Source organism: Fictibacillus sp. 26RED30 (genome assembly GCF_015903845.1).
Classification (GTDB): domain Bacteria; phylum Bacillota; class Bacilli; order Bacillales; family Fictibacillaceae; genus Fictibacillus; species Fictibacillus phosphorivorans.
The window spans coordinates 376617-396821 of sequence record NZ_JACZDV010000003.1; the positions used below are offsets into that span (position 1 = coordinate 376617).

General features: G+C 38.5%; 25 protein-coding genes and 1 pseudogene. 4 read left to right on the plus strand and 22 right to left on the minus strand.

Annotation, left to right across the window (positions count from 1 at the left end):
• Positions 1-106 precede the first annotated feature (106 nt).
• The 11 genes from IHV11_RS17790 to arsC all read right to left on the minus strand — a co-directional run bounded on the left by IHV11_RS17790 (position 107) and on the right by arsC (position 8531).
• Positions 107-517, minus strand: a complete 411-nt coding sequence (locus IHV11_RS17790) for a MerR family transcriptional regulator (protein ID WP_197195729.1) — start codon at positions 515-517, stop codon at positions 107-109.
• 344 nt (positions 518-861) lie between these two features.
• Entirely contained in the window at positions 862-1863 is a 1002-nt protein-coding gene (locus IHV11_RS17795) for an ABC transporter permease (RefSeq protein WP_197195730.1), read from the minus strand.
• Positions 1863-2729, minus strand: a complete 867-nt coding sequence (locus IHV11_RS17800; RefSeq protein ID WP_197195731.1) for an ABC transporter permease subunit — start codon at positions 2727-2729, stop codon at positions 1863-1865. The genes IHV11_RS17795 and IHV11_RS17800 overlap by 1 nt, the downstream gene beginning before the upstream one ends.
• A gap of 124 nt (positions 2730-2853) precedes the next feature.
• Complete coding sequence (locus IHV11_RS17805) at positions 2854-3000, minus strand: hypothetical protein (protein ID WP_197195732.1); 147 nt, start codon at positions 2998-3000, stop codon at positions 2854-2856.
• Between the two features lie 34 nt (positions 3001-3034).
• Positions 3035-3901: a permease gene (locus IHV11_RS17810; protein ID WP_197195733.1), complete on the minus strand. Its 867-nt coding sequence runs from the start codon at positions 3899-3901 to the stop codon at positions 3035-3037.
• A 21-nt stretch (positions 3902-3922) separates the two neighbouring features.
• Entirely contained in the window at positions 3923-4087 is a 165-nt protein-coding gene (locus tag IHV11_RS17815; protein ID WP_197195734.1) for a hypothetical protein, read from the minus strand.
• 99 nt (positions 4088-4186) lie between these two features.
• A complete protein-coding gene (locus IHV11_RS17820; protein ID WP_144703056.1) occupies positions 4187-4522 on the minus strand; it encodes an ArsR/SmtB family transcription factor in 336 nt (111 codons plus the stop codon).
• A 94-nt stretch (positions 4523-4616) separates the two neighbouring features.
• Positions 4617-5117, minus strand: a complete 501-nt coding sequence (locus IHV11_RS17825) for a GNAT family N-acetyltransferase (protein WP_231620386.1) — start codon at positions 5115-5117, stop codon at positions 4617-4619.
• 142 nt (positions 5118-5259) lie between these two features.
• Entirely contained in the window at positions 5260-6669 is a 1410-nt protein-coding gene (locus IHV11_RS17830; protein WP_197126799.1) for a SpoVR family protein, read from the minus strand.
• A 146-nt stretch (positions 6670-6815) separates the two neighbouring features.
• A complete protein-coding gene (locus IHV11_RS17835) occupies positions 6816-8036 on the minus strand; it encodes a hypothetical protein (RefSeq protein WP_197195735.1) in 1221 nt (406 codons plus the stop codon).
• 93 nt (positions 8037-8129) lie between these two features.
• Positions 8130-8531 (minus strand): arsenate reductase (thioredoxin), encoded by a 402-nt coding sequence (gene arsC / locus IHV11_RS17840; protein WP_144703067.1) that lies wholly within the window; start codon positions 8529-8531, stop codon positions 8130-8132.
• Positions 8532-8669: 138 nt separating this feature from the next.
• Here arsC and IHV11_RS17845 point away from each other — a divergent pair, with 138 nt between their 5' ends.
• The 3 genes from IHV11_RS17845 to IHV11_RS17855 are packed head-to-tail and all read left to right on the plus strand — an operon-like array spanning position 8670 to position 10805.
• A complete protein-coding gene (locus IHV11_RS17845; RefSeq protein WP_066391258.1) occupies positions 8670-8990 on the plus strand; it encodes an ArsR/SmtB family transcription factor in 321 nt (106 codons plus the stop codon).
• Between the two features lie 39 nt (positions 8991-9029).
• On the plus strand, positions 9030-10322 hold the full coding sequence (locus tag IHV11_RS17850) for an arsenic transporter (RefSeq protein WP_370568712.1): 1293 nt from the start codon (positions 9030-9032) through the stop codon (positions 10320-10322).
• Between the two features lie 18 nt (positions 10323-10340).
• A complete protein-coding gene (locus IHV11_RS17855; protein WP_197195783.1) occupies positions 10341-10805 on the plus strand; it encodes an ArsI/CadI family heavy metal resistance metalloenzyme in 465 nt (154 codons plus the stop codon).
• Between the two features lie 45 nt (positions 10806-10850).
• Here IHV11_RS17855 and IHV11_RS17860 read toward each other — a convergent pair whose 3' ends face one another.
• Positions 10851-11048: a DUF2642 domain-containing protein gene (locus IHV11_RS17860; protein WP_197126795.1), complete on the minus strand. Its 198-nt coding sequence runs from the start codon at positions 11046-11048 to the stop codon at positions 10851-10853.
• A 160-nt stretch (positions 11049-11208) separates the two neighbouring features.
• On the opposite strand from IHV11_RS17860, the gene IHV11_RS17865 reads away from it, so the two are divergent.
• Positions 11209-11796: a YitT family protein gene (locus IHV11_RS17865; protein ID WP_197126794.1), complete on the plus strand. Its 588-nt coding sequence runs from the start codon at positions 11209-11211 to the stop codon at positions 11794-11796.
• A gap of 210 nt (positions 11797-12006) precedes the next feature.
• Here the strand turns inward: IHV11_RS17865 and IHV11_RS17870 are convergent, their stop codons facing one another.
• From IHV11_RS17870 to IHV11_RS17915, 10 genes and pseudogenes are all read right to left on the minus strand, one after another.
• Positions 12007-12786 carry a sulfite exporter TauE/SafE family protein gene (locus IHV11_RS17870; protein WP_197190859.1) on the minus strand — a complete coding sequence of 260 codons (780 nt, stop codon included), beginning with the start codon at positions 12784-12786 and terminating at the stop codon, positions 12007-12009.
• Positions 12787-12814: 28 nt separating this feature from the next.
• Positions 12815-13300 carry a DsrE/DsrF/DrsH-like family protein gene (locus tag IHV11_RS17875; protein WP_066391250.1) on the minus strand — a complete coding sequence of 162 codons (486 nt, stop codon included), beginning with the start codon at positions 13298-13300 and terminating at the stop codon, positions 12815-12817.
• 67 nt (positions 13301-13367) lie between these two features.
• Positions 13368-13595: a sulfurtransferase TusA family protein gene (locus IHV11_RS17880; RefSeq protein ID WP_197195737.1), complete on the minus strand. Its 228-nt coding sequence runs from the start codon at positions 13593-13595 to the stop codon at positions 13368-13370.
• 39 nt (positions 13596-13634) lie between these two features.
• Positions 13635-14759, minus strand: a complete 1125-nt coding sequence (locus tag IHV11_RS17885; protein ID WP_197195738.1) for an MBL fold metallo-hydrolase — start codon at positions 14757-14759, stop codon at positions 13635-13637.
• Positions 14760-14802: 43 nt separating this feature from the next.
• Positions 14803-15364 (minus strand): annotated as a pseudogene (locus tag IHV11_RS17890) (sulfurtransferase TusA family protein).
• Positions 15365-15379: 15 nt separating this feature from the next.
• Positions 15380-15688, minus strand: coding sequence for a rhodanese-like domain-containing protein (locus IHV11_RS17895; protein WP_370568709.1), 309 nt, complete (start codon positions 15686-15688; stop codon positions 15380-15382).
• Between the two features lie 181 nt (positions 15689-15869).
• Entirely contained in the window at positions 15870-16133 is a 264-nt protein-coding gene (locus IHV11_RS17900; RefSeq protein ID WP_197126789.1) for a metal-sensitive transcriptional regulator, read from the minus strand.
• Between the two features lie 112 nt (positions 16134-16245).
• Positions 16246-17994: a phospho-sugar mutase gene (locus IHV11_RS17905; protein ID WP_197195739.1), complete on the minus strand. Its 1749-nt coding sequence runs from the start codon at positions 17992-17994 to the stop codon at positions 16246-16248.
• A 231-nt stretch (positions 17995-18225) separates the two neighbouring features.
• Positions 18226-19776 carry a bifunctional GNAT family N-acetyltransferase/carbon-nitrogen hydrolase family protein gene (locus tag IHV11_RS17910; RefSeq protein ID WP_137790621.1) on the minus strand — a complete coding sequence of 517 codons (1551 nt, stop codon included), beginning with the start codon at positions 19774-19776 and terminating at the stop codon, positions 18226-18228.
• Positions 19777-19807: 31 nt separating this feature from the next.
• A complete protein-coding gene (locus IHV11_RS17915; RefSeq protein ID WP_197195740.1) occupies positions 19808-20203 on the minus strand; it encodes a VOC family protein in 396 nt (131 codons plus the stop codon).
• Positions 20204-20205 lie beyond the last annotated feature (2 nt).

Here is a 20205-nt window from a genome sequence, read left to right on the forward strand (position 1 = left end):
TTCTCCTTCTGGTTACATCAACCACAAGGAATACACCTCCCAGGTTGTATAAATAGTTTTATTTTCTTTTAGTTCATTAATCCAAAAGATATCTCTCAACTATTATTTACCCGAAAAGTAAAAGTAATGAATGCGCTAAAGTCATGCCTTGAGGAGAGACTTTATTTAAGAGCAGCTCTCTTTGCTTATCGTTTAAGCTCTCCATGATCGGCTTGATCTCCCTAATCTCTGCCTCTAGGTGTTTCATGAGCTCAGTAATCTGGTCCACGTACTTCTCGACCTGTTCATTTTCAGTACTTTTCAATTTAACTAGTCCAATCACAGACTTGATCTCATGTAAGGGCATGTTGAGTTTCTTATAATGTTCAATCAACCCTAAGACATGAATCGTCTCTTCATCATATAATCGATAATTCGAATCCGTTCGAAGAGGCTGGAGTAAACCGATCTGGGAATAATAGTCGATGGTTCTTTTAGATACATTTGTTACCTCTGCTAGCTCACCAATGCGATACACCTTCCCAATTTCCTCACCTCTTCCTCTTGATAATTACATACAATGTACAATAGAGAAAACCATACAGTCAACTGGACAGTTTTACATGTCACGAAACGTTCAAAAAAGAATGGCTGTTTCGTAAACTTTCTTATGTGAAAGAAGTTGATTTCCGTTTCAGATACTCGCTTTCCGAGGGCAAGCGGTGAGCCACATTCGTTCGTTTCACTCTTAAGTGTCTCACCTGGCAACTTGCCCTAGCCAAGAGTTTTGCATCTTCCACTTCAATCAACTATCAAAGGAGATAAATTTTGAAAATAATTATATATTAGAAAAAAATTATAAGAAAAAGGGACATACGTTTGTTAATCTCGTGTTACTACTTTGAAGTTAAATTCTTTAAGTGCTACCTTTTTGATTTCCTTTTGCTTTAATCTTTTTGTATGAGTGGCTGGCTCGGAATTCATATTCTTTTCGAGACCTTTTACAATAAGATTCAAGGAGAGAATCGTTAAGGTAAAAGCGCCGATTGGAACAAGTGGAATCCACGGATATACAATGAATAGATCAAAATAATCACCAATTAGCCCTGACCATTCATATGTAGTGGTAATCGGAGCAGCTTTCATGATGCTATAATCAATTTTTGTTCCACCAAGATAAAGTTCGAACAATCCTAAATGAGCTAAGATCAATAAGACCTGTATCACTTGCTGAGTGAAGATGATTAACAAGCGACGATATATATGTACGATGACGTGCTTACGAAGGATGAAGAAAGAACTTGCTCCAAGCGTTCTAGCACTCTGGATAAACTCTTTTCTTAGTATAATTGAGATTTCGTTTCCGATTACTAAAGAGACTGTTGGAAGAACCAATAGAATAAGCAAAATAATTTCATACCATACTCTAATTGCAAATGAATACTGAAATCCTTCAAAAGCTTGGTTTAAAACCGGCCTTAATAGAAAATAAGCCAATAGCACAACCGGAATATATTGAAATGCATTACTTAATGCGGATAGAACCCTTTGGTATTTTTGCAGGTAAAATGCATAAATCGTTCCTAAAACAAACGAGAAAAACATTCTAAAGATCGCAATAAATAAACCCAAACCAATCGTATACTTTGCTCCTTCTATGATGACATGTAACAAGTGCCTTCCGTTCGTATCTGTTCCTAGCCAGAAACTCTGCGAAGGTTTAAAGGGAGCTGCATCTACAGGATAAGCATCTATATATATAGCCTGCGTCTGTTTAATCTCCCCATCAAAGAAAATCCCATTTATACAGCTTGCTAGTAAAATTCCAACTATAAAGCTAGATCCTAATAGGATGTAAAAATTCTTTACAATAAATGACTTCACTATAGAACCACCTCTTCGTTATTGAGTTTTTTGATACAAATTTTAAAGACAAGCAATAACAAATAAGTTGGTAGAAGTAACATAATGAGTGCTACAACAAAAAGTTCGGGTGACAAGTACATAAAAAGAAATGAAGTAAATCCATTCATATTTAGTATATATTCCAGTACTAACAGGTTTGAAAGCATCATCCATAATATCGATTTTGATTGATAAAAGATGCTCATCAATGTGTTTCGAAAAACATGGAAAGGTAGAATCGCGATGAACGGAATCCCTTTTGCTCGTGCAAAAACTACATAGTCCATTTGTATTTCTTCTTCTAAAGAAAGCATAAACATTTTGAAGAATTGAACGGTAGGTAGAATCGATAACGCTATGATAGGAATGAAATAAGATCGTTCATCAGGGAGAGAGGTAAATGACATCACAAGTATTCCGGATTTCTTAAAAAACCAAACAATGCCCATTTGTATCACGGCAACGATAAACAGATCAGGCAAAGATTCTAGAACAAATACAAGAAACGATACGAATCTTTTTACCGACTTAGAAAAAAAGTTTATAGTAACAAAACTCAGTAGTAGGCCTAGCAAAATGGAAAGAAAAAAAGCTGAAAAATAAACTGTCAGGCTATAGAGATATGGATTAAAGATTTCAGGGAATAATGGGCGTTCTGGTTTGGTAATGTAATAGGTAATTTCATGTGGATGCAGCAGACTAAGAATCAGATTCTTCGTTTCTATGAGATAAGCACTGACGTGAATCTCAGTTCCTACAATAAGAATGGGTATTGCTCCAAAAACAACAATCATACATATTGTTAGAAGCAATGGCACAACGTTCTTAATAAAATTCATTTTCATGCATACATCCTTTCTAACAAAACGTTTAATAGTGAGACGTATGTCATGTATGTTCTTATTCAAAAAAAAAACATCCCTGTAGCAGGAATGTTTTTGATTAATATATGGGATTAATTAGGTTGGTTTATACGCAACATTTGTTTTGATCTTTACTATTCTCTGTTTCACAACATACTGTTTCTTCTCTATCACTAGCTTCAACAATTTGAACGGCGCAGCAGTTAGCTTCTTTTTCATTTTTGTTTCCGAAGAAAATTTTTATGAAACTCATTTATCTCACCTCCTTTCAAGCTTTGTGAAAGATCTCAAACAAGGTAGAAAATAAAACCAGAAATTGTTGACATGGTAATTACAGATAGGACAAACATAATGACGAGTTCTTTCTTGAAAATGGACTTTAAGAGAACTACCTCTGGAAGGCTCGCACCAGCTGATGAAATCATGAGTGCCATCACAGGGCCAAGCGCCATTCCTTTTGCGATCAGAACTTGAGAGATCGGAATCATGCTCGATAGCCTGATGTATAAAGGAATCCCTACAACCGCCGCTATCGGAACGATCCACCAGTTATCGCTGCCAAACGTATTTGCAATCCAATTTGTTGGTACCAATCCATGGATAACAGCTCCAATCGCAGCTCCGAGTATAAGGTAAGGATAGACACTCTTCATCAAATCCATAGTTTCGCTTAATGCCGCCCTCAAATCAAACTTTTTGGTTTCTTCTTGATAACCTGACATCACGACGTTCTTCACTGATTTCTCAAATCCGAATGCTTCTAATGCGAAACCGATAATCACAGAGAATAGAGCTGTGATAATGGTATAGATGATTGTCACTTTCCAGCCCAATATCACACCCATGATGGTGATGATCGTCGGATCGAGTACGGGAGAAGAGAAGAGGAAAATCATCACGATGGAAAAAGGCATTTTCTTTTTTAACATGTTCACAACAACTGGTATGGTAGAGCAAGAACAAAATGGTGTTACAAACGCAAATAGTAATGCGAATCCTGCTGCTAATCCTTTATTCTTGCCGTCTAGATATTTCTCCACTTTTACATAAGGGATATAAGACTGAAGTAAATTGATGATGAATGAGATTACTACGAACAGAATTGTAAGTTCTAAGGCTAAACTTAAAAAACTTTGAAAGGTATCCATCCACATAATATTTCTTCTCCCTTTTTATCAAGCGCAGCAAACCTGATTTGAATGTGTTGTTTCCCTCTTTATAAAGGGTGATCTACTAAAAACGTTTAAGTTTATTTGTCCTGGTCTGCCAATTTCTTTCGAATACTGCTCCATTTCTTTTTTCTTCAGTTCAAACATCTTTTCCAGATAATAAATATTCATAAAAGTCATCCTCCTGGTATATCAAAAATAATTGATTTATACATCAAAAAAAATTGATGTTTTATGTAAAAATGAAGCACTACAAGCGTAGTACGACATTTAACAAGATGATGGTAAAAATACACAGCATAATTGATCTGATAAAATTCCTTTTAGTTCACTTACATTCAAAGAATAATAGTTCCAGGTACCTTGTTTTTCCTTTTTTATCAAGTCTGCTTCTAACAGAATTTTTAGATGATACGATAACTTGGATTGAGGCATGTCAATAATCGGCGTGAGATCACATACACATACACTTTCTTTAACAGCCAGGATATTGATAATTTGCAGTCGCTGCTGATCAGCGAGCGCTTTAAACTTTTGTTCATATTTCTCTAAATCTTGGTTTGATGCTGTAGTTATGGTATTTAATAAAGGAATTTCTTTTTTCATTTGTATCACCCCTAACATCAAAATTATTTGATGTAATTTTATTATATCCTTTATTTACTAATTTGCAACTTATAAATCAAAAAAAGTTGATTTTTTATACTCCAACTTTTTTACTTCTTCGTTCCAGCAAGATGACGTCACGCCACTTTCCGTTCATCTCACCAATTTTTTCTCTTGTACCCACTTCTTTAAATCCCCATTTTTTATGTAGAGCTATACTCGACTGGTTTTCAGGAAAAATCCCTGCTTGTAAAGTCCAAATGCCATTTTTCTCACTATCTTCAATGAGAATTTTCATAAGAGAGCTTCCAAGCCCCTTTCCTTGGTAATCAGGATCTACATAAACGCTTACTTCAGCAACTCCTGCATATACACACCTGCTAGACACAGCACTTAAGGCAGCCCACCCTGATACTCGATCGCTAGAACGAACAACGAAACGACAACATGATAAATGACTTTTATCCCATTCATTCCAAGAAGGAGCTTTCTGCTGAAAGGTAGCATTACCTGTAGCGATGCCTTTTAAATAAATGTTTCGTACATATGTCCAATCATCAGATTTCATATTATCTATAAAGTAAGAACTGCACATACTATCCCAGCTTCCTTTCAAACTATTTGTATTAAAAATAGCAAAAAACAAACTTGTTTGCTGAGTTTATATTTTCTTGTACAGAAAAAAAGCACACTTTTCTAAGTGTGCTTTCCTCGTTAACATTAAACACTTGTTTAACCTATAGATACTTCCGATGCACCGTCTTCCCATCATACGTAAATAACACAGGCTTTTGCTCGATCCTCGTCTCCATATGAACAGGACGACCCCATAGATAATGAAGATGTGGAAGCACTTTTTCAAGATATTTCACATCGAGCTCCATATCTTCAAAGCTATGATTAAGGTAGAGCTCTCCGTTCTTCATATAATCGGCGTCGTTCACTGTGATATAAGGAAATCCGCCATTTACTCTCATACTCACAAGTTGATCACGTACTTCTTCCCACTGCTTATCAACAACCTTATATTCCTTGCCCTGCTTTTGAAACAGGTACATGTCTTCACGCTGAGCAAGATCTTTCGTTAAATAATTTCGGATAAATGACATGTCAGACTCTAGTTCACGTACTTCGAACATCTTTTCTCGTCCAGAGCCTGGTTTCACGCCTTGTCTGATCAGCTCTTCATCAGGGTTGTTATAGCGTTCTTCGATGTCTTTAAATATCTGTAAGCCAAGATAATATGGATTTATCGATGTCTTGGACGGTTGAACGACTCCTGCGTTTAGTTTCGCGAACTCAATTGTTTCGTGAGAAGTCAAATCCATTTCTTGCAGGATCTTTGCGTGCCAATAAGATGCCCAGCCTTCGTTCATGATTTTCGTTTCCAGCTGCGGCCAGAAATAAAGCATCTCTTCTCTCATCATCGATAAAATATCACGCTGCCATTCTTCAAGCTCGCGACTATATTGCTCAATAAATAACAAAATGTCCTTTTCAGGCTGCGGTGGAAATGATTTTTTCTTTTTCAATACTGGTTTTGGACCTTTTTTGTCGTCTAGCTTCCATAGATCATCGTAAGGCGTTTCCTTCTTAGGCGTAAGATCTTCTTCGTCTTCAAATACATAATTTAATTTGTTTCGAACAAGTGAAGGATCGATGTGTTCTTGTATCGCGAGAATTGCATCTAAGAACTGTTCGACCTCTTTTTTGCCGTATAGATGTTCATATTGACCTACTCGTTCAGCTGTAGCCGTCATGCATTCAACCATGTCTCTTCTCGTATTTGAAAAGCGAACATTGTTTTTGAAGAAGTCACAGTGTGCCAGAACATGCGCAATGATTAATTTATTCTGAATAAGTGAATTCGTATCAAGTAAGAATGCGTAACACGGATCTGAGTTGATAACGAGCTCATAAATTTTACTCAAACCTAAGTCATATTGAAGCTTCATTTTATGAAACTGTTTTCCGAAGCTCCAATGAGAGAAACGGGTTGGCATTCCGTACGCACCAAATGTATAAATAATATCGGCAGGACATATCTCATACCGCATCGGATAAAAATCAAGGCCAAAGTGGTCAGCAATCTCGGTAATTTCAGCTATTGCTTTTTCTAGCTCCTTATTTTGCAAGTCCCAGTTCATATTTTCCCCCTCCTGCTATTTCCTTACTTTTAACTGTATGAAACAAAACAGGCATTCATGAGAAAACAAGTGAAATATTGGACGGGTTTTAAAAACTTCTTTTATCAAAATAAGAAGGCGAACCCATTTTCACGGGTTCACCTCAGTCATCTAGCTTCATATATATCTATCGTGCACGACCACCCAGAACATGCTTTTGGAGTTTGTAAATTATTAATCCACAACGTTTCAGGTGCGTCTAAACGTTCCTTTACCATTACTTTTGCACTTTGGCCATTCGTACGAATCCAAGTTAATCCTTCTTCGGGTAATGTTTTTGGATAAACATCCGCTTCCCCTGAAGCTGGATTCGTTAATCTCTTTGCACTTCCGTCTTTAATTTTCACACTGACTAAGAAAGGTTTTGCTCTTTTTTCCTGGGGTACCCCATAACCCCACTCAATCTGACGGCTCACGATGATGTTCTTATCATTCAACCAAGTAAAATCGCCGTCCGCATACCCGGTGTATCCTAGATTTATCTCGTTCCCATTCTTAGGATTCCATACCGTTAATCGTTTATTTTCAGAAGTGAGCCTTCCGATCCCTTTTATAAAGCCGAGCTGTTTCGTATTCGGCGACCAGTAGAACCAGTTCGGCTGATCCAACATGTTACCAATGTTACGCGTTCTCGAGCCGTCTAAAGAAACAACCATTAAAGTGTTGGAGTCTGCCGACATGGATGCTGTTGGACATGCGATGAACGCAAACCATTGATCATCCATCCCCCACTTGAATTCTGTTGTACCTATCGCAAAGAACGTTTCACTCATTTTAGGCAGCGTCGTAATGTTCTGTACTTTGTTCAAATCTCCGTTCGCATTTACAGGAACGTAAAAAAGTCGAACTGGACTCCAGCCATCAGGCTCTAGATTTGCAGAAGATGAGACAACAAATCCTCTCCCGTCAGGTGCCCAGCTGTAGTTTCCTGTGCCAAGGATGACATTTTGAAAGGATGAAGCAGGTCTCGTTAGGTCGATTACATTGAGCACATCCCCGCTTTTCCATGCAAGCTTTGATTCTGTGGGAGACCATCTCGCCAAACTAACATCGCCATCGAATACTCTTCTCTTTAAACGCGTTACACGGTTATAGACCCATAGCTCTTTCCCTTTACGCGCTATGTAACTGATGTATGTTCCGTTGCTTGAGAACGTTGGATGAGTAAGCCCTGAACTTTCAACAAGCTTTCTTTCTAATTCACCTTCTTTAAGCCAAAGTCCATCACTTCTTATAAATGCCGCTCTTCTATCAGAAGCTTCCGCAAAGTTTGTATGGCTAATGAATATACTTATAAATATCAATCCGCAAATAAATAGACGTTTCACATGATCACCTCATTAGTAACATGAGCGAAATGAAGAAAATCATACTAAAAAAGAAAGCTCAGGAACTAAGAAGTTCCTGGGCTTTGTATAACCTTATTCTCCTGTTTCAGCAAAGCGTTTGATACGTGCCGCGATTTCGTCACGAACGCGTTGGAATTCACTCCACTCTTTTCCTGCTGGATCATCGAATCCCCAATGTTCACGTGTTTTGTGAGGTGGTGTTGCTGGACATACATCGTTTGCATGACCGCATAACGTTACGACTAAGTCTGCTTTTTCTAGAATGTCTTTGTCGATTACATCTGATGTCTGGTTCGTGATGTCAATATCCACTTCTTTCATCGCTTTAATCGCGTTTGGATTCACACCATGTGCTTCGATGCCAGCTGAGTATACGTCATATTTATCACCAAGGTAGTGGTGTCCAAATCCTTCTGCCATCTGAGAACGACAAGAATTACCTGTGCAAAGGAAATAGATGATTGGTTTAGCCATTTTGTAAAACCTCCTGTAGTAAAGAACTTCTTTCGAGACCATCATAATATAAGTATATCCTTATATCAATATTTATTTATATATTCTTTGACATTTCATATAAACATATGGTTATATACTAATGAGGTGAAGTCAATTATGGAACTTGATCAGTTAACGGAATGTTATAAAGCCATGGCAGATAAAACACGATTGAATATATTAGCATTACTCCGCCACGAAGAGTTATGTGTATGTGAGTTAGTTGATATCTTAAAGATGACACAGCCTAGTATTTCACAGCATTTAAGAAAATTAAAGCAAGCTAAACTCGTTAAAGAACGACGTAACAGCCAATGGATCTTCTACTCCATTGATGGAGAGATCTATCCATTCATTAAAGCAAATTTAGAAGCACTACCTGATATGTCAGCTAAAATTGAAGAGTTAAAAGCTTCAGGTGGAAAAGTTTGTTGCTAACTTAGAATTACATAAATAGGGGGGATTCTTATGGACAGCATGGCGTTAATGGCCTTCGCTGTATTTTTAGTTACGATTATTTTTGTTATCTGGCAGCCACGCGGTCTTTCCATCGGTTGGTCTGCGACCGTTGGAGCTATCATCGCACTTCTTCTTGGCGTGGTTTCACTCGCTGATGTGTGGACAGTTACCGGGATTGTGTGGAATGCTACATTAGCGTTTGTTGCGATCATACTCATATCAATTATTTTAGATGAGATCGGTTTCTTCGAATGGTCAGCCTTACATATGGCGCGACTTGCAGGTGGAAACGGTAAGAAAATGTTTGCCTATGTGATTCTGCTCGGAGCTGCAGTTTCAGCCTTTTTTGCAAATGATGGCGCAGCATTAATTCTGACTCCTATCGTACTTGCTCAAGTTCGGGCATTGAAATTAAAAGAAGCTATGATATTACCGTTTATTATGGCAAGTGGGTTTATTGCAGATACCACATCATTACCTCTTGTCGTCTCAAACTTAGTAAATATCGTATCTGCAGATTTCTTTAACATCGGATTCGTTGAATACGCAAGCCGCATGATCGTGCCGAATTTCTTTTCACTGTTCGCTAGTATGCTTGTTTTGTTCCTCTTTTTCAGAAAAGATATACCGAAGAACTATGATCTCTCTCAGCTCAAGCAACCGAAAGAAGCCATTCGAGATGAGAAGATGTTTAAGCTTTCATGGATCATACTAGCTGTTCTATTAATCGGGTACTTAACGAGTGAATTTATTGGTGTTCCTGTCTCATTCATTGCAGGAGCTGCAGCTCTTTTCTTTATCATCGTTGCTCGTAAAAGTCCTGCTATTCAAACAAAAAAAGTAATCAAAGATGCACCATGGACTGTTGTTGTCTTTTCAATTGGTATGTATGTAGTCGTTTATGGTCTTCGTAATGCAGGACTTACAGATATGCTCGGCAGCTGGATTCAAGTGATCGCTGATGGAGGGTTGTTCGCTGCTACAATCGGAATGGGTTTCTTAGCAGCTGTTTTATCATCCGTTATGAACAACATGCCAACTGTTATGATTGATGCACTAGCTATACAGGGAACGGATACATCAGGAGTTATTCGTGAAGCATTGATCTACGCAAATGTAATTGGTTCTGATTTAGGACCAAAAATCACACCGATTGGTTCACTTGCCACTCTTTTATGGCTGCATGTCTTATCGAAAAAAGGTGTAAAGATCACATGGGGCTATTATTTCAAAGTCGGAATCATTTTGACTGTCCCAACACTTTTCATAACGCTTACCGGCCTTTACTTATGGTTATTGCTACTATCTTAAAAAGAAGGAGAGATCATGATGATTCAACGCATGCATGTTGCAGTCAACTGTTCAGACTTAGAAAAATCTCTAGCATTCTATAAAAGCTTTTTCAACACGGAACCGACAAAAGTAAAAGAAAATTACGCGAAATTTGAGCTTGATCAACCCGCTCTTCACTTTTCATTGAACGAACGTCCCTTTTCAAAAAACGGAGTCCTTAATCATCTCGGTTTCCAAGTAAACAACACGGAAGATGTTCTAGCCATGGGAGAAAGACTTAGAGAATCAGGACTGCTGTTAATCGACGAGATGGATACAACATGCTGTTATGCCGTTCAGGATAAAGTGTGGGTATATGATCCCGACGGCAACGCTTGGGAGATTTTCTATACCAAAGAAGACTCTGAATTTGAATCTGCTGGTGATGCACGAGATTTATCTCTATGCTGTGCACCACCTCAGCAACCTCAACCCATCACGCTAGGTTTTACAAAGAAATAAAGGAAAAATCCCTCAGCATCATTTATGCGAGGGATTTTTTTATGATCAAATGGTAGATATCGCAACAATCTCTTCAATACGAATAATGATCTGATCCCAATAGTTATGGTTATCGCTCATCACACATAGCGTAATATAATCTCTTTCTACTGCTCTTAGTCTGCCTTCGTAAGAATGATTTGTTGTATCCACCACTACCTGCCTCTCCAAAAGACACTTTGCTTCTCTTCTGAAGTTCTTCAACACCAATCACCTTCCCTATTTTGCACTGCAAGCAAGGGGCTTTCTATACTATTACATGCAAAAAAGAAAAAAGAGACACGGACAAACACCCTGTGCGTATGACTATTCTTGTACAACGACGCATATTATGTAGAAATAATCTTAGACAGGGATGAATGCCATGTTTGAACGGACGATAGCGATTTTCTTAGGAAGCGTGTTGCTTGGCATAGGCATTAATGGTTTCATCGTTCCCTTTCATCTTCTCGACGGAGGAATGATCGGAATTAGTCTTCTCGTAAAGTATGTGTGGGGTTATAAAGTAGGGCTAACGATCATTATTCTGAGCATCCCCATCTATCTAATAGCTTGGAAACTCGAGCGTCGATATTTTATAAACAGCATACATGGTTTACTCGTTTCGTCATTGATCATTGATTTGTTATCTCCTTTAAGAGGAATGTTTTCTGTCTCTGTTATGGAAGGTTCTGTAATCGGAGGATTGTTCATCGGAACAGGGATCGGTTGGATGCTGCGTCATGAAACGAGTACCGGTGGAACAGACCTGATTGCCCTTTTTCTTTCGAGATGGTTTTCCATTAATGTTGGGATGGTTATCTTTTTGATCGATGCAGCAGTCATCCTCGCTGGCCTTTATGTGATGGGAGAAGGTATTCTCTTCTACTCACTCGTAACGATTCTTTCCGTTGGATTCGCAACCATGACGATGACGTTGATCCGGTCGATCAATTTCTATAGAAGCATCTAGGGGGACTGACCCCTTACAATTTATTTCCCTCTTCATTTTACTCTGCGGCACCAATACATTTGCTCAATATGATATTGTTGTTGTCATTGCTTTCACTTTGAAAGGGAAGTCAATCACACTATTTCCTATAGCTTTGATGAAAAAAAGGACCAGAAGTATCAATAAAGTACTTCTGGTCCTTCTTTCTTCTCGGCTAATTTAATTTTAACTTCAACTAAGAATATCTAACCAGATCTTGATCGATGTAGCGATAATCAGTGCTGCTAAGATAAACTGAAGAATTTTTGTATTCACTTTTTTACCAAACTGCGCCCCAAGTGGCGACGCGATCAGGCTGGCAACTACCATGATCACCGCCGGCCATAGTAAAACTTGCCCTGTCGAGATCTTACCTACAGTAGCGCCGATTGATGAAATGAACGTAATAGCAAGTGATGTAGCAATCGTCATACGCGTTGGTATCTTTAGGACGACTAACATGATCGGTACAAGGATAAATGCACCTGCTGCACCAACGATACCTGCTGCAACACCTACAACAAATGCTAGAACTGCCGCAAGCCATTTATTAAACTTAACTTGATCTAATGGAATATCATCGATCCCTTTTTTAGGGATCAACATCATGATAGCAGCTAAAGTAGCTAGAACAGCATAAACAATATTAATCTGCCCTTCTGACATCGCTTCTGAACCAAATCCCCCAATAAAACTTCCTACTAGGATGCTACTACCCATATAGATGATCAGTGTCTTGTTCAGATAACCGCCTTTACGATAAGCCCAAACGCCACCTATCGTTGCAAAGAATACTTGAACAGCACTGATACCTGATACCTCATGAGCCGAATATGCCGTGAAGCCGAGCATCGCTGGAATATAGAGCAGCATTGGATACTTGATGATGGATCCGCCGATACCTACCATTCCAGAGATAAAAGAACCTATAAAGCCAATTAGAAAGATTGTAATAATAAACCCTAATTCCATGACTTCACCTCCTTAAAACTGATGTTTCTTAAATAAATAAGTTGATCTTAGATTCATCTGCATCAGCTAGGTATGAAGCAACTCCTGCATAATCCAGTCCATCAATTAGTTCCTCTTTCGTAATACCCATTACATCCATCGACATCGTACAAGCAACCATCTTAACATCTAAGTCTTGAGCCATTTCAATTAACTCTTTTAGCGTTACGATGTTTTTCTTCTTCATCGTATACTTCATCATCTTCGCGCCTAAACCACCGTAGTTCATTTTAGAAATGCCTAGTTTTTCAGGTCCTTGAGGCATCATTTTTGCAAACATCTTATCCATGAATGTTTTCTTCACATTCACGTATTCTTCTTTTCTTAAGATGTTTAGTCCCCAGAATGTGAAGAACATCGTTACTTGTTTCCCCATTGCGGCTGCACCTGTAGCGATAATAAAACTTGCCATCGCTTTATCAAGGTCACCACTAAATACGACCATTGTTGATTTATCTTGTGTTTGTTGTTCCATCATTGGACGCTCCTTTTGAATCAGATACCTATACCTCTATAGGTATCTGGTTGCACAAATTTTTTTATTAACCTTTTTGAATATAAAACTTAAATACGCCGCCTTCTTCTGTATGCTCTAATAATTCATGACCTGAAGATTTAGACCAAGCAGAAAGGTCATTAACTGCTCCTTTATCTGTTGCTAACACTTCTAAGATGTCTCCACTTGCAAGTGTATCCATCGCTTTCTTTGTTTTCACGATTGGCATCGGGCAAGATAATCCTTTTGTGTCTAACGTTTGAGTTACGTTCATTTGTAAAACCTCCAGATAGTTTTATAATTTTTTGTTCAGTTATTCTGTGATCGCACAGCGGTTTGGACCAATTTCCATCTCGCGCTGTTCATCGTTTGTAGGGTCGATTTTACCCATGTTCGTTTGACGAATTTCTTGATATGCGTTCGGCTGCGGTGGTAAATTTTCCGTTACAGCTCTTCGAAACTCATCTTCATTTTTTATGTTCAATCCATCATTCTTTTCAAAGAGTTCACCAAGTGGTGCTGATACCGCACCTTTCTCATCTAGCTCGCTGATCTTTCCAAAATGAGCAGGCAACACAACTAGATCTTTAGAAAGATTGTTATATTTGTTATATAGCGAATCACGTAAATCACTAACCCAGTCCTCTGCTTTACCTGCAAGATCGGGACGTCCGATTGAATCAACAAAAAGAATATCTCCTGAAAGCAAAAATTGTCCGTCAACGATCATAGAAGTACTTCCAATCGTGTGACCAGGCGTATATAAAGGTTGAATCTCAATCTTCGTGTTTCCGATCGTAATATCGTTTCCTTCTTCTAATGCTGCGAATGAGAATGTTACTTCGTCAGCATCTTTTGGTGGTAACCAGTAAGTTGCACCAGTCTTTTCTGAAAGTCTGCGTCCCCCTGAAATATGGTCCGCATGAAGGTGTGTATCGATCATGTGCTTGATTTCAAGGTTGTTTTCTTTTGCAAAATCTTCATACGCTTTAATCGTACGAGCAGAGTCAATAATAGCCGCTTCTCCGTTCGATTCTACAAGGTAAGAAAGACATCCCTTACCGATACGGTTGAATTGATAGATCGAACCTCCATCTTTCAAATCTCCAAGCTTTACTGGCATTAAGTACTCACTCCAAGACTTCATACCCCCTTCGAGATAGTAAACGTCTTTAATGCCTGCTTCATCCAACATCTCTGCTACCATGATAGAAGATCCTTCTTTTGCACAAACAACGAGAACTTCTTCTTTCGGAAGATGTTCTAAAACATCTTCTACACCATCGATCAGATCAAAATAAGGACGGTTAATGGATTCGATTCCTTTCCCTTCGATTCTCCAGTCTTTATAATCCCCTTCATTACGAACATCGAGAATGAACATGCTTCCTTCAACAACACGTTTTGCCACTTCTTTAGCTGATAATGCTTTTATCATTTCAAAAATACCTCCCTAGGTATATTTACGATTAAAATTTTTTTTATTCTGTTGGCCCATTCCATTCAACCATTCCAGGTAATACGTTCTTAACACGTTGGAAACCATTCTCAGCAAGCATTTGTGCCGCCACTTCTTGATCCTGTACGACAAATAACATGAATCTCTTTATTTTTATCAAGTGTTTCTATTTTACTTTCGAGCTCTCCCAATGGAATTGATACTGCCCCAGGTATACGTTTGAACTCATACTCTGCAGGCTCTCTAACATCTAGAAGAAGCATATCTTCTTTATTTTCAGCCAAGACTTTTTCTAATTCATCGTTTTGAATCGTATGCTCGAACTTTGCTGCCTCTTTCACTTCACCGGGATTTGATTTTCTTAAATAGTGCTTAAGAACATCTCCGTCTTCTTTTGTACCTAAATATTGATTTCCTGTGTTCCTTGCCCAGCCTTGAATATCAGCCAACGAACCTTTGTCTGTTGCTTGAACTTCAATAACTTGACCTGCCTGGAGCTGATCCATCGCTTTCTTCGTGCGAACGATTGGTAGCGGACATGATAATCCTTTGCAATCTAATACGTGATCCACTTTAATACTCATTTTTGAAACCTCCACTTATTTATTTGTTATTTTACCTTTCCAAGAAAGCATTCCGCCTGACATGTTCACTACAGCAATTTGACTTAAAGCTAAGATCGTACAAGCTTTTTCGCTTCTTTTACCAGAGCGGCAAACCATGACATACTCTTTGCTTGAATCCAACTCATGGATTCGGTTAGAGATCTCCCCAAGTGGAATATGTGTTGCTGTAGGAATCATACCTTGAGCAACTTCATCGTTTTCACGAACATCAATGATATTTAATGGATTACCAATTTCTAATAATCGTTCTACTTCTCTTGCTTCAATCGTCTTAATAGACACAATTGTTATCTCCCTTCCACAATAAATACATATACCCGTATAGGTATATAAAATGATAAAAAAATATATGATTACTTTACTACACGCTTACTTATTAAGAAAATTCAACTCTTAAAATACCCATAGGGGTATAATAAGTGATAAAAGGAAATCTGTCAACAGTCTTAACAGTGACAGATATTTATCGACTTTTTACGAGAAGCTGCACAGCTTCTTTTACAATATCAGAATTCATCTCTTCTCCGTTTTCCATTTGTTCACGTAAACACTGTTCAAGGTTGGTGCCTACGATTAATCCAATCGTACGGTCAATCGCTGTACGTGATGCGGATAATTGAGTGATAACAGATTTACAATCTTGTTCTTCTTCTAGCATACGCAATACCCCACGTATTTGCCCCTCAATTCTTTTTAAACGATTTTTCATTTCTTGTGTGTATTCCATTTCAGCACCTCCTTTAAAATACCTATAGGGGTATGTTACATCCCTTTAAGATTAATGTCAACTCAATTGAATGAAATGGCTGCAAGTGTATGACTTGCAGCCTCTATTCTAGTTATTGTGCCACTTTTTGCATTCTTTCATGAACCAAATCCATCACTGATTGTTTTAAGTTCACTAATGCTTCATCAGCATTCTTGTGTGAATCTGCTGTAACACCAAAATAAAACTTTACTTTCGGTTCAGTTCCTGATGGTCTTACGCAGAACCAAGAACCATCTTCTAATTGATATTTAAGCACATTTGATTTAGGAAGATGGATGTCACTCTTTTCATCTTTCACTACATCGTATTGGACGCTCGCCTTGTAGTCTTCAGAAACCACTAATTTTTGTCCATTCACTTCAAGCGGCATTTCAGCTCTAAAGCCTGCTAATAAGTTTTCGATCTGTTCTGCTCCAGACTTACCTTTTAATGTTAGGGACTCGAGACCTTCCTTATAAAAACCGTGCTTTTTGTAAACATCGTCTAAAGCATCAAAAAGTGTTTTTCCTTGTTTCTTGTAATAAGCAGCCATTTCAGCTCCCATCAAACAAGCCTGAACTGCGTCTTTGTCACGCACAAAATCTCCGATCAAAGAACCGTAGCTTTCTTCATAACCGAAAATGAACGTATGTTTCCCGCTTTTTTCGTATTCCTTAATCTTTTCGCCGATGAACTTAAAACCTGTAAGGGTATCTTCACACGTTAGACCATAAGACTCTGCGATTACTCGACCAAGTTCTGAAGTTACGATCGTTTTGAAGATGATCCCTTTTGAACATAAACTGCCTTTCTCTTCACGTTGTGAAAGAATATATTCAATCATGAGTGCACCAGTCTGGTTACCTGTAAGGATTTCGTATTCACCTTTACTGTTCTTAGCTGCGATTCCTACTCGGTCCGCATCAGGGTCAGTTGCCATCAAAATATCTGCGTCGGTTTCTTGTCCGTACTTAATTGCCAATTCAAAGGCAGCATGTTCTTCCGGGTTTGGGGACTTCACCGTTGAAAAGTTAGCATCAGGCTGTTCTTGTTCTTTTACAACCGTAACATTCGTAAATCCTAGCTGTTGAAGTCCTTCTCTAACCGGAATATTCGCTGTTCCGTGAAGAGGAGTGAAAACGATGCTTAAGTCATGCATCTCTTTGATCACTTCACGGTTTAAACTAATCTTTATTAGTTGATCCATGTAAGCTTTGTCGATTTCTTCACCAACAACTTGGATCAACCCTTCGCTTTTGAGTTCCTCTTCAGATCTCACTGCGATAGAAAGTTCATCATCAACGGCATTTACTTTTCCAATCACTTCATCAGCTTCTTTTGGCGGAAGCTGGCCGCCATCTGGACCATATACTTTGTACCCGTTGTATTCTGGTGGGTTATGGCTTGCTGTGATAACAATTCCGGAATAAGCTTTTAAGTATCTAACCGCAAAAGATAACTCAGGTGTCGGTCTCAAGCTTTCGAACACATAAGCTTGAATACCTTGAGAGGCTAATGTTTTCGCCGCTTCCATCGCAAACTCTGGTGATTGATGACGTGAATCGTATGCAATCGCAACACCGCGTTTTTTCGCTTTCTCTCCTTGCTCTTCGATAAAATGAGCCAAGCCTAAAGAAGCTTTTCGAACCGTGTACGTGTTCATTCGATTTGTACCAGGTCCTATTTCTCCACGCATACCGCCTGTGCCAAATTCTAAATTCTTATAAAAGCAGTCTTCAAGCGCTGTCCTGTTTTCCTTGATTTCCTCTAATGCAGCCTTTAATGGTTGTTCGAGTTCTTCGTTCCCTACCCATTTCTCGTATGTTGTCTCCCAGGACATAGTACTGCCTCCTTATGTTCTATAAAATGAATGTTAATTGTTTTTTGTTAGTTTCGATATGAATCGAGTTTTTCCTGCCCTATCTATTAAATACGGCCTTTATTATACCGCTTTCAGCACAAAAAATAAAATCACTAAAAAAGTACTCTTACACAATGACAATGTTCGTGATATTTCCCGAGAAATAGAAAAAAAGCGGCAAGCTATCTATCGCTTACCGCTCTCGTCATCTTATTTACTTTTATCTTTTTGAACAACGCTATAGAGATCTAACCTTCTATCTCTAAGAAGAGTTACACTGCCTGTTTTACGTTGTCTTCTTAAAATTTCTAAATCCACATCACCTACTACAACTGTTTCAATATTCGGGTGACATTCCCCAACGATTCCGTCTCTCGGGAACGAAAAGTCAGAAGGAGTAAAGATACCAGACTGAGCATACTGGATATCCATGTTCTCCACTTGTGATAGGTTTCCAACAGTACCTGCGATTGCTGTATAGATCTCATTCTCAATCGCACGTGCTTGGGAACAATATCGAACGCGCAGATACCCTTGACGATCTTCCGTACAGAAAGGTGTGAAGATGATCTTCGCCCCTTGATCGGTAACGATACGTGAAAGTTCAGGGAACTCGATATCATAGCAGATAAGAATTGCAACTTTTCCGCAATCTGTATCAAATACTTGTACTTTATCACCAGCTGTAATTCCCCACCATTTTCGTTCGTTCGGTGTGATATGAATTTTATATTGTTTATCAATTGTTCCATCTCTTCGGAACAGATAGGCAACGTTGTAGATATCTCCGTCTTCTTCAACAAAGTGGGAGCCACCTATGATGTTCACATTGTAACGAACTGCAAGATTCGTAAACAGTTCGATATATTGCTCTGTGAATTCTGTTAGTTTACGGATGGCTAAGCTTGGACTCTTCTCCTCACAGAACGACAACAGTTGAGTAGTAAGAAGCTCTGGGAACACAGCGAAATCTGAACCTTGATCAGAGGCAACATCTGTATAATATTCAACCTGTGTCGCAAAATCTTCGAAAGAACTTATGGTTTTCATCATATACTGAATCGTCGTGATTCGAACAGGCTCACTCGTTTTAAAATACTTTTTCGTTTTGTTAGGAATGTAATCAACATTGTTCCATTCCATTAAGGTCGCATATGCGTTTGATTGTTTATCATCGGGCAGGTAGCTCTTGTTTAAACGCATTACAGTGAAACCGTTCATCAATTGAAAGGTTAAGACAGGATCGTAAATATTGTGCTGAATAACTTCTCTCACATATTCTCGAGGCGTCATTTCCTTTGAATGCTTATGGTAGTTTGGAATTCTACCACCTAGAATAATACTTTTTAAATTCTTTTGCTCAGCTAGTTCTTTACGTGCTTCGTATAAACGAGCACCGATTTTCATTCGTCGGTATTCTGGGTGGACCATCACTTCGATACCATATAAGTTAAAACCTTCTGGATCATGGTTCGTAATGTAGCCTTTATCTGTGATCTCATCCCACGTATGCTTATCATCATACTCATCAAAGTTAACCATTAAGCTTGAACAGCTTCCAACAATCTTTCCTTCATACGTTACACAAAATTGGCCTTCCGGGAAGATGCGAAGATGGCTTTCTAACTGCTCTCGTTCCCAAGGTTCCATGTTTCCTGGAAAACAGATTTGTTGAAGTTCTAAGATCTCTTCAATATCTTCAAACTCAATATTACGTAGTTCTATTTTTTTCTCGAATTTCGAAACATCGATCTCACTCATGTTATCCACTCCTCTAACTTGCTTGCATAACTTACTTCCAATTCTTCATCCGTTCCTCGAGACTGCCTGTGAAAAATTCGATTTCATTACCATCCGGGTCGTTAAAGCTAATTGTGTCCCCTCCGCCTCTTGCTATCGGGCCCCTCGTGATTTCAATGTTTTGTTCACGCAGCAAGAGAACCGCTTTAGGAAAATGTTCTTTAGAAACAGTAAATGCAAAATGATCGACACCTATTTGATTTCTATCCATAGGTTTTGCATCTTTTATTTCTAACAAACACAGCCACACTCCCCCGCCATCTAAGTATATATCTGTATTCCCTTTATGAACGATTTTAGCACCTAGTACATTCATATAAAATGTTACGGATTTCTCTAAGTTAGAAACTCTGATGGTGATGTGATTTATGCCGTTAACTTTAAACATAT

Bases quoted from the DNA above. Each gene is read 5' to 3' on its own strand.
- IHV11_RS17800 (WP_197195731.1), bottom strand. From the start codon at position 2,729: ATGAAAATGAATTTTATTAAGAACGTTGTGCCATTGCTTCTAACAATA.
- IHV11_RS17805 (WP_197195732.1), bottom strand. From the start codon at position 3,000: ATGAGTTTCATAAAAATTTTCTTCGGAAACAAAAATGAAAAAGAAGCT.
- IHV11_RS17810 (WP_197195733.1), bottom strand. From the start codon at position 3,901: ATGTGGATGGATACCTTTCAAAGTTTTTTAAGTTTAGCCTTAGAACTT.
- IHV11_RS17815 (WP_197195734.1), bottom strand. From the start codon at position 4,087: ATGAATATTTATTATCTGGAAAAGATGTTTGAACTGAAGAAAAAAGAA.
- IHV11_RS17820 (WP_144703056.1), bottom strand. From the start codon at position 4,522: ATGAAAAAAGAAATTCCTTTATTAAATACCATAACTACAGCATCAAAC.
- IHV11_RS17825 (WP_231620386.1), bottom strand. From the start codon at position 5,117: ATGTGCAGTTCTTACTTTATAGATAATATGAAATCTGATGATTGGACA.
- IHV11_RS17830 (WP_197126799.1), bottom strand. From the start codon at position 6,669: ATGAACTGGGACTTGCAAAATAAGGAGCTAGAAAAAGCAATAGCTGAA.
- arsC (WP_144703067.1), bottom strand. From the start codon at position 8,531: ATGGCTAAACCAATCATCTATTTCCTTTGCACAGGTAATTCTTGTCGT.
- IHV11_RS17845 (WP_066391258.1), top strand. From the start codon at position 8,670: ATGGAACTTGATCAGTTAACGGAATGTTATAAAGCCATGGCAGATAAA.
- IHV11_RS17850 (WP_370568712.1), top strand. From the start codon at position 9,030: ATGGCGTTAATGGCCTTCGCTGTATTTTTAGTTACGATTATTTTTGTT.
- IHV11_RS17855 (WP_197195783.1), top strand. From the start codon at position 10,341: ATGATTCAACGCATGCATGTTGCAGTCAACTGTTCAGACTTAGAAAAA.
- IHV11_RS17865 (WP_197126794.1), top strand. From the start codon at position 11,209: ATGTTTGAACGGACGATAGCGATTTTCTTAGGAAGCGTGTTGCTTGGC.
- IHV11_RS17870 (WP_197190859.1), bottom strand. From the start codon at position 12,786: ATGGAATTAGGGTTTATTATTACAATCTTTCTAATTGGCTTTATAGGT.
- IHV11_RS17875 (WP_066391250.1), bottom strand. From the start codon at position 13,300: ATGGAACAACAAACACAAGATAAATCAACAATGGTCGTATTTAGTGGT.
- IHV11_RS17880 (WP_197195737.1), bottom strand. From the start codon at position 13,595: ATGAACGTAACTCAAACGTTAGACACAAAAGGATTATCTTGCCCGATG.
- IHV11_RS17885 (WP_197195738.1), bottom strand. From the start codon at position 14,759: ATGATAAAAGCATTATCAGCTAAAGAAGTGGCAAAACGTGTTGTTGAA.
- IHV11_RS17900 (WP_197126789.1), bottom strand. From the start codon at position 16,133: ATGGAATACACACAAGAAATGAAAAATCGTTTAAAAAGAATTGAGGGG.
- IHV11_RS17905 (WP_197195739.1), bottom strand. From the start codon at position 17,994: ATGTCCTGGGAGACAACATACGAGAAATGGGTAGGGAACGAAGAACTC.
- IHV11_RS17910 (WP_137790621.1), bottom strand. From the start codon at position 19,776: ATGAGTGAGATCGATGTTTCGAAATTCGAGAAAAAAATAGAACTACGT.
- IHV11_RS17915 (WP_197195740.1), bottom strand. From the start codon at position 20,203: ATGTTTAAAGTTAACGGCATAAATCACATCACCATCAGAGTTTCTAAC.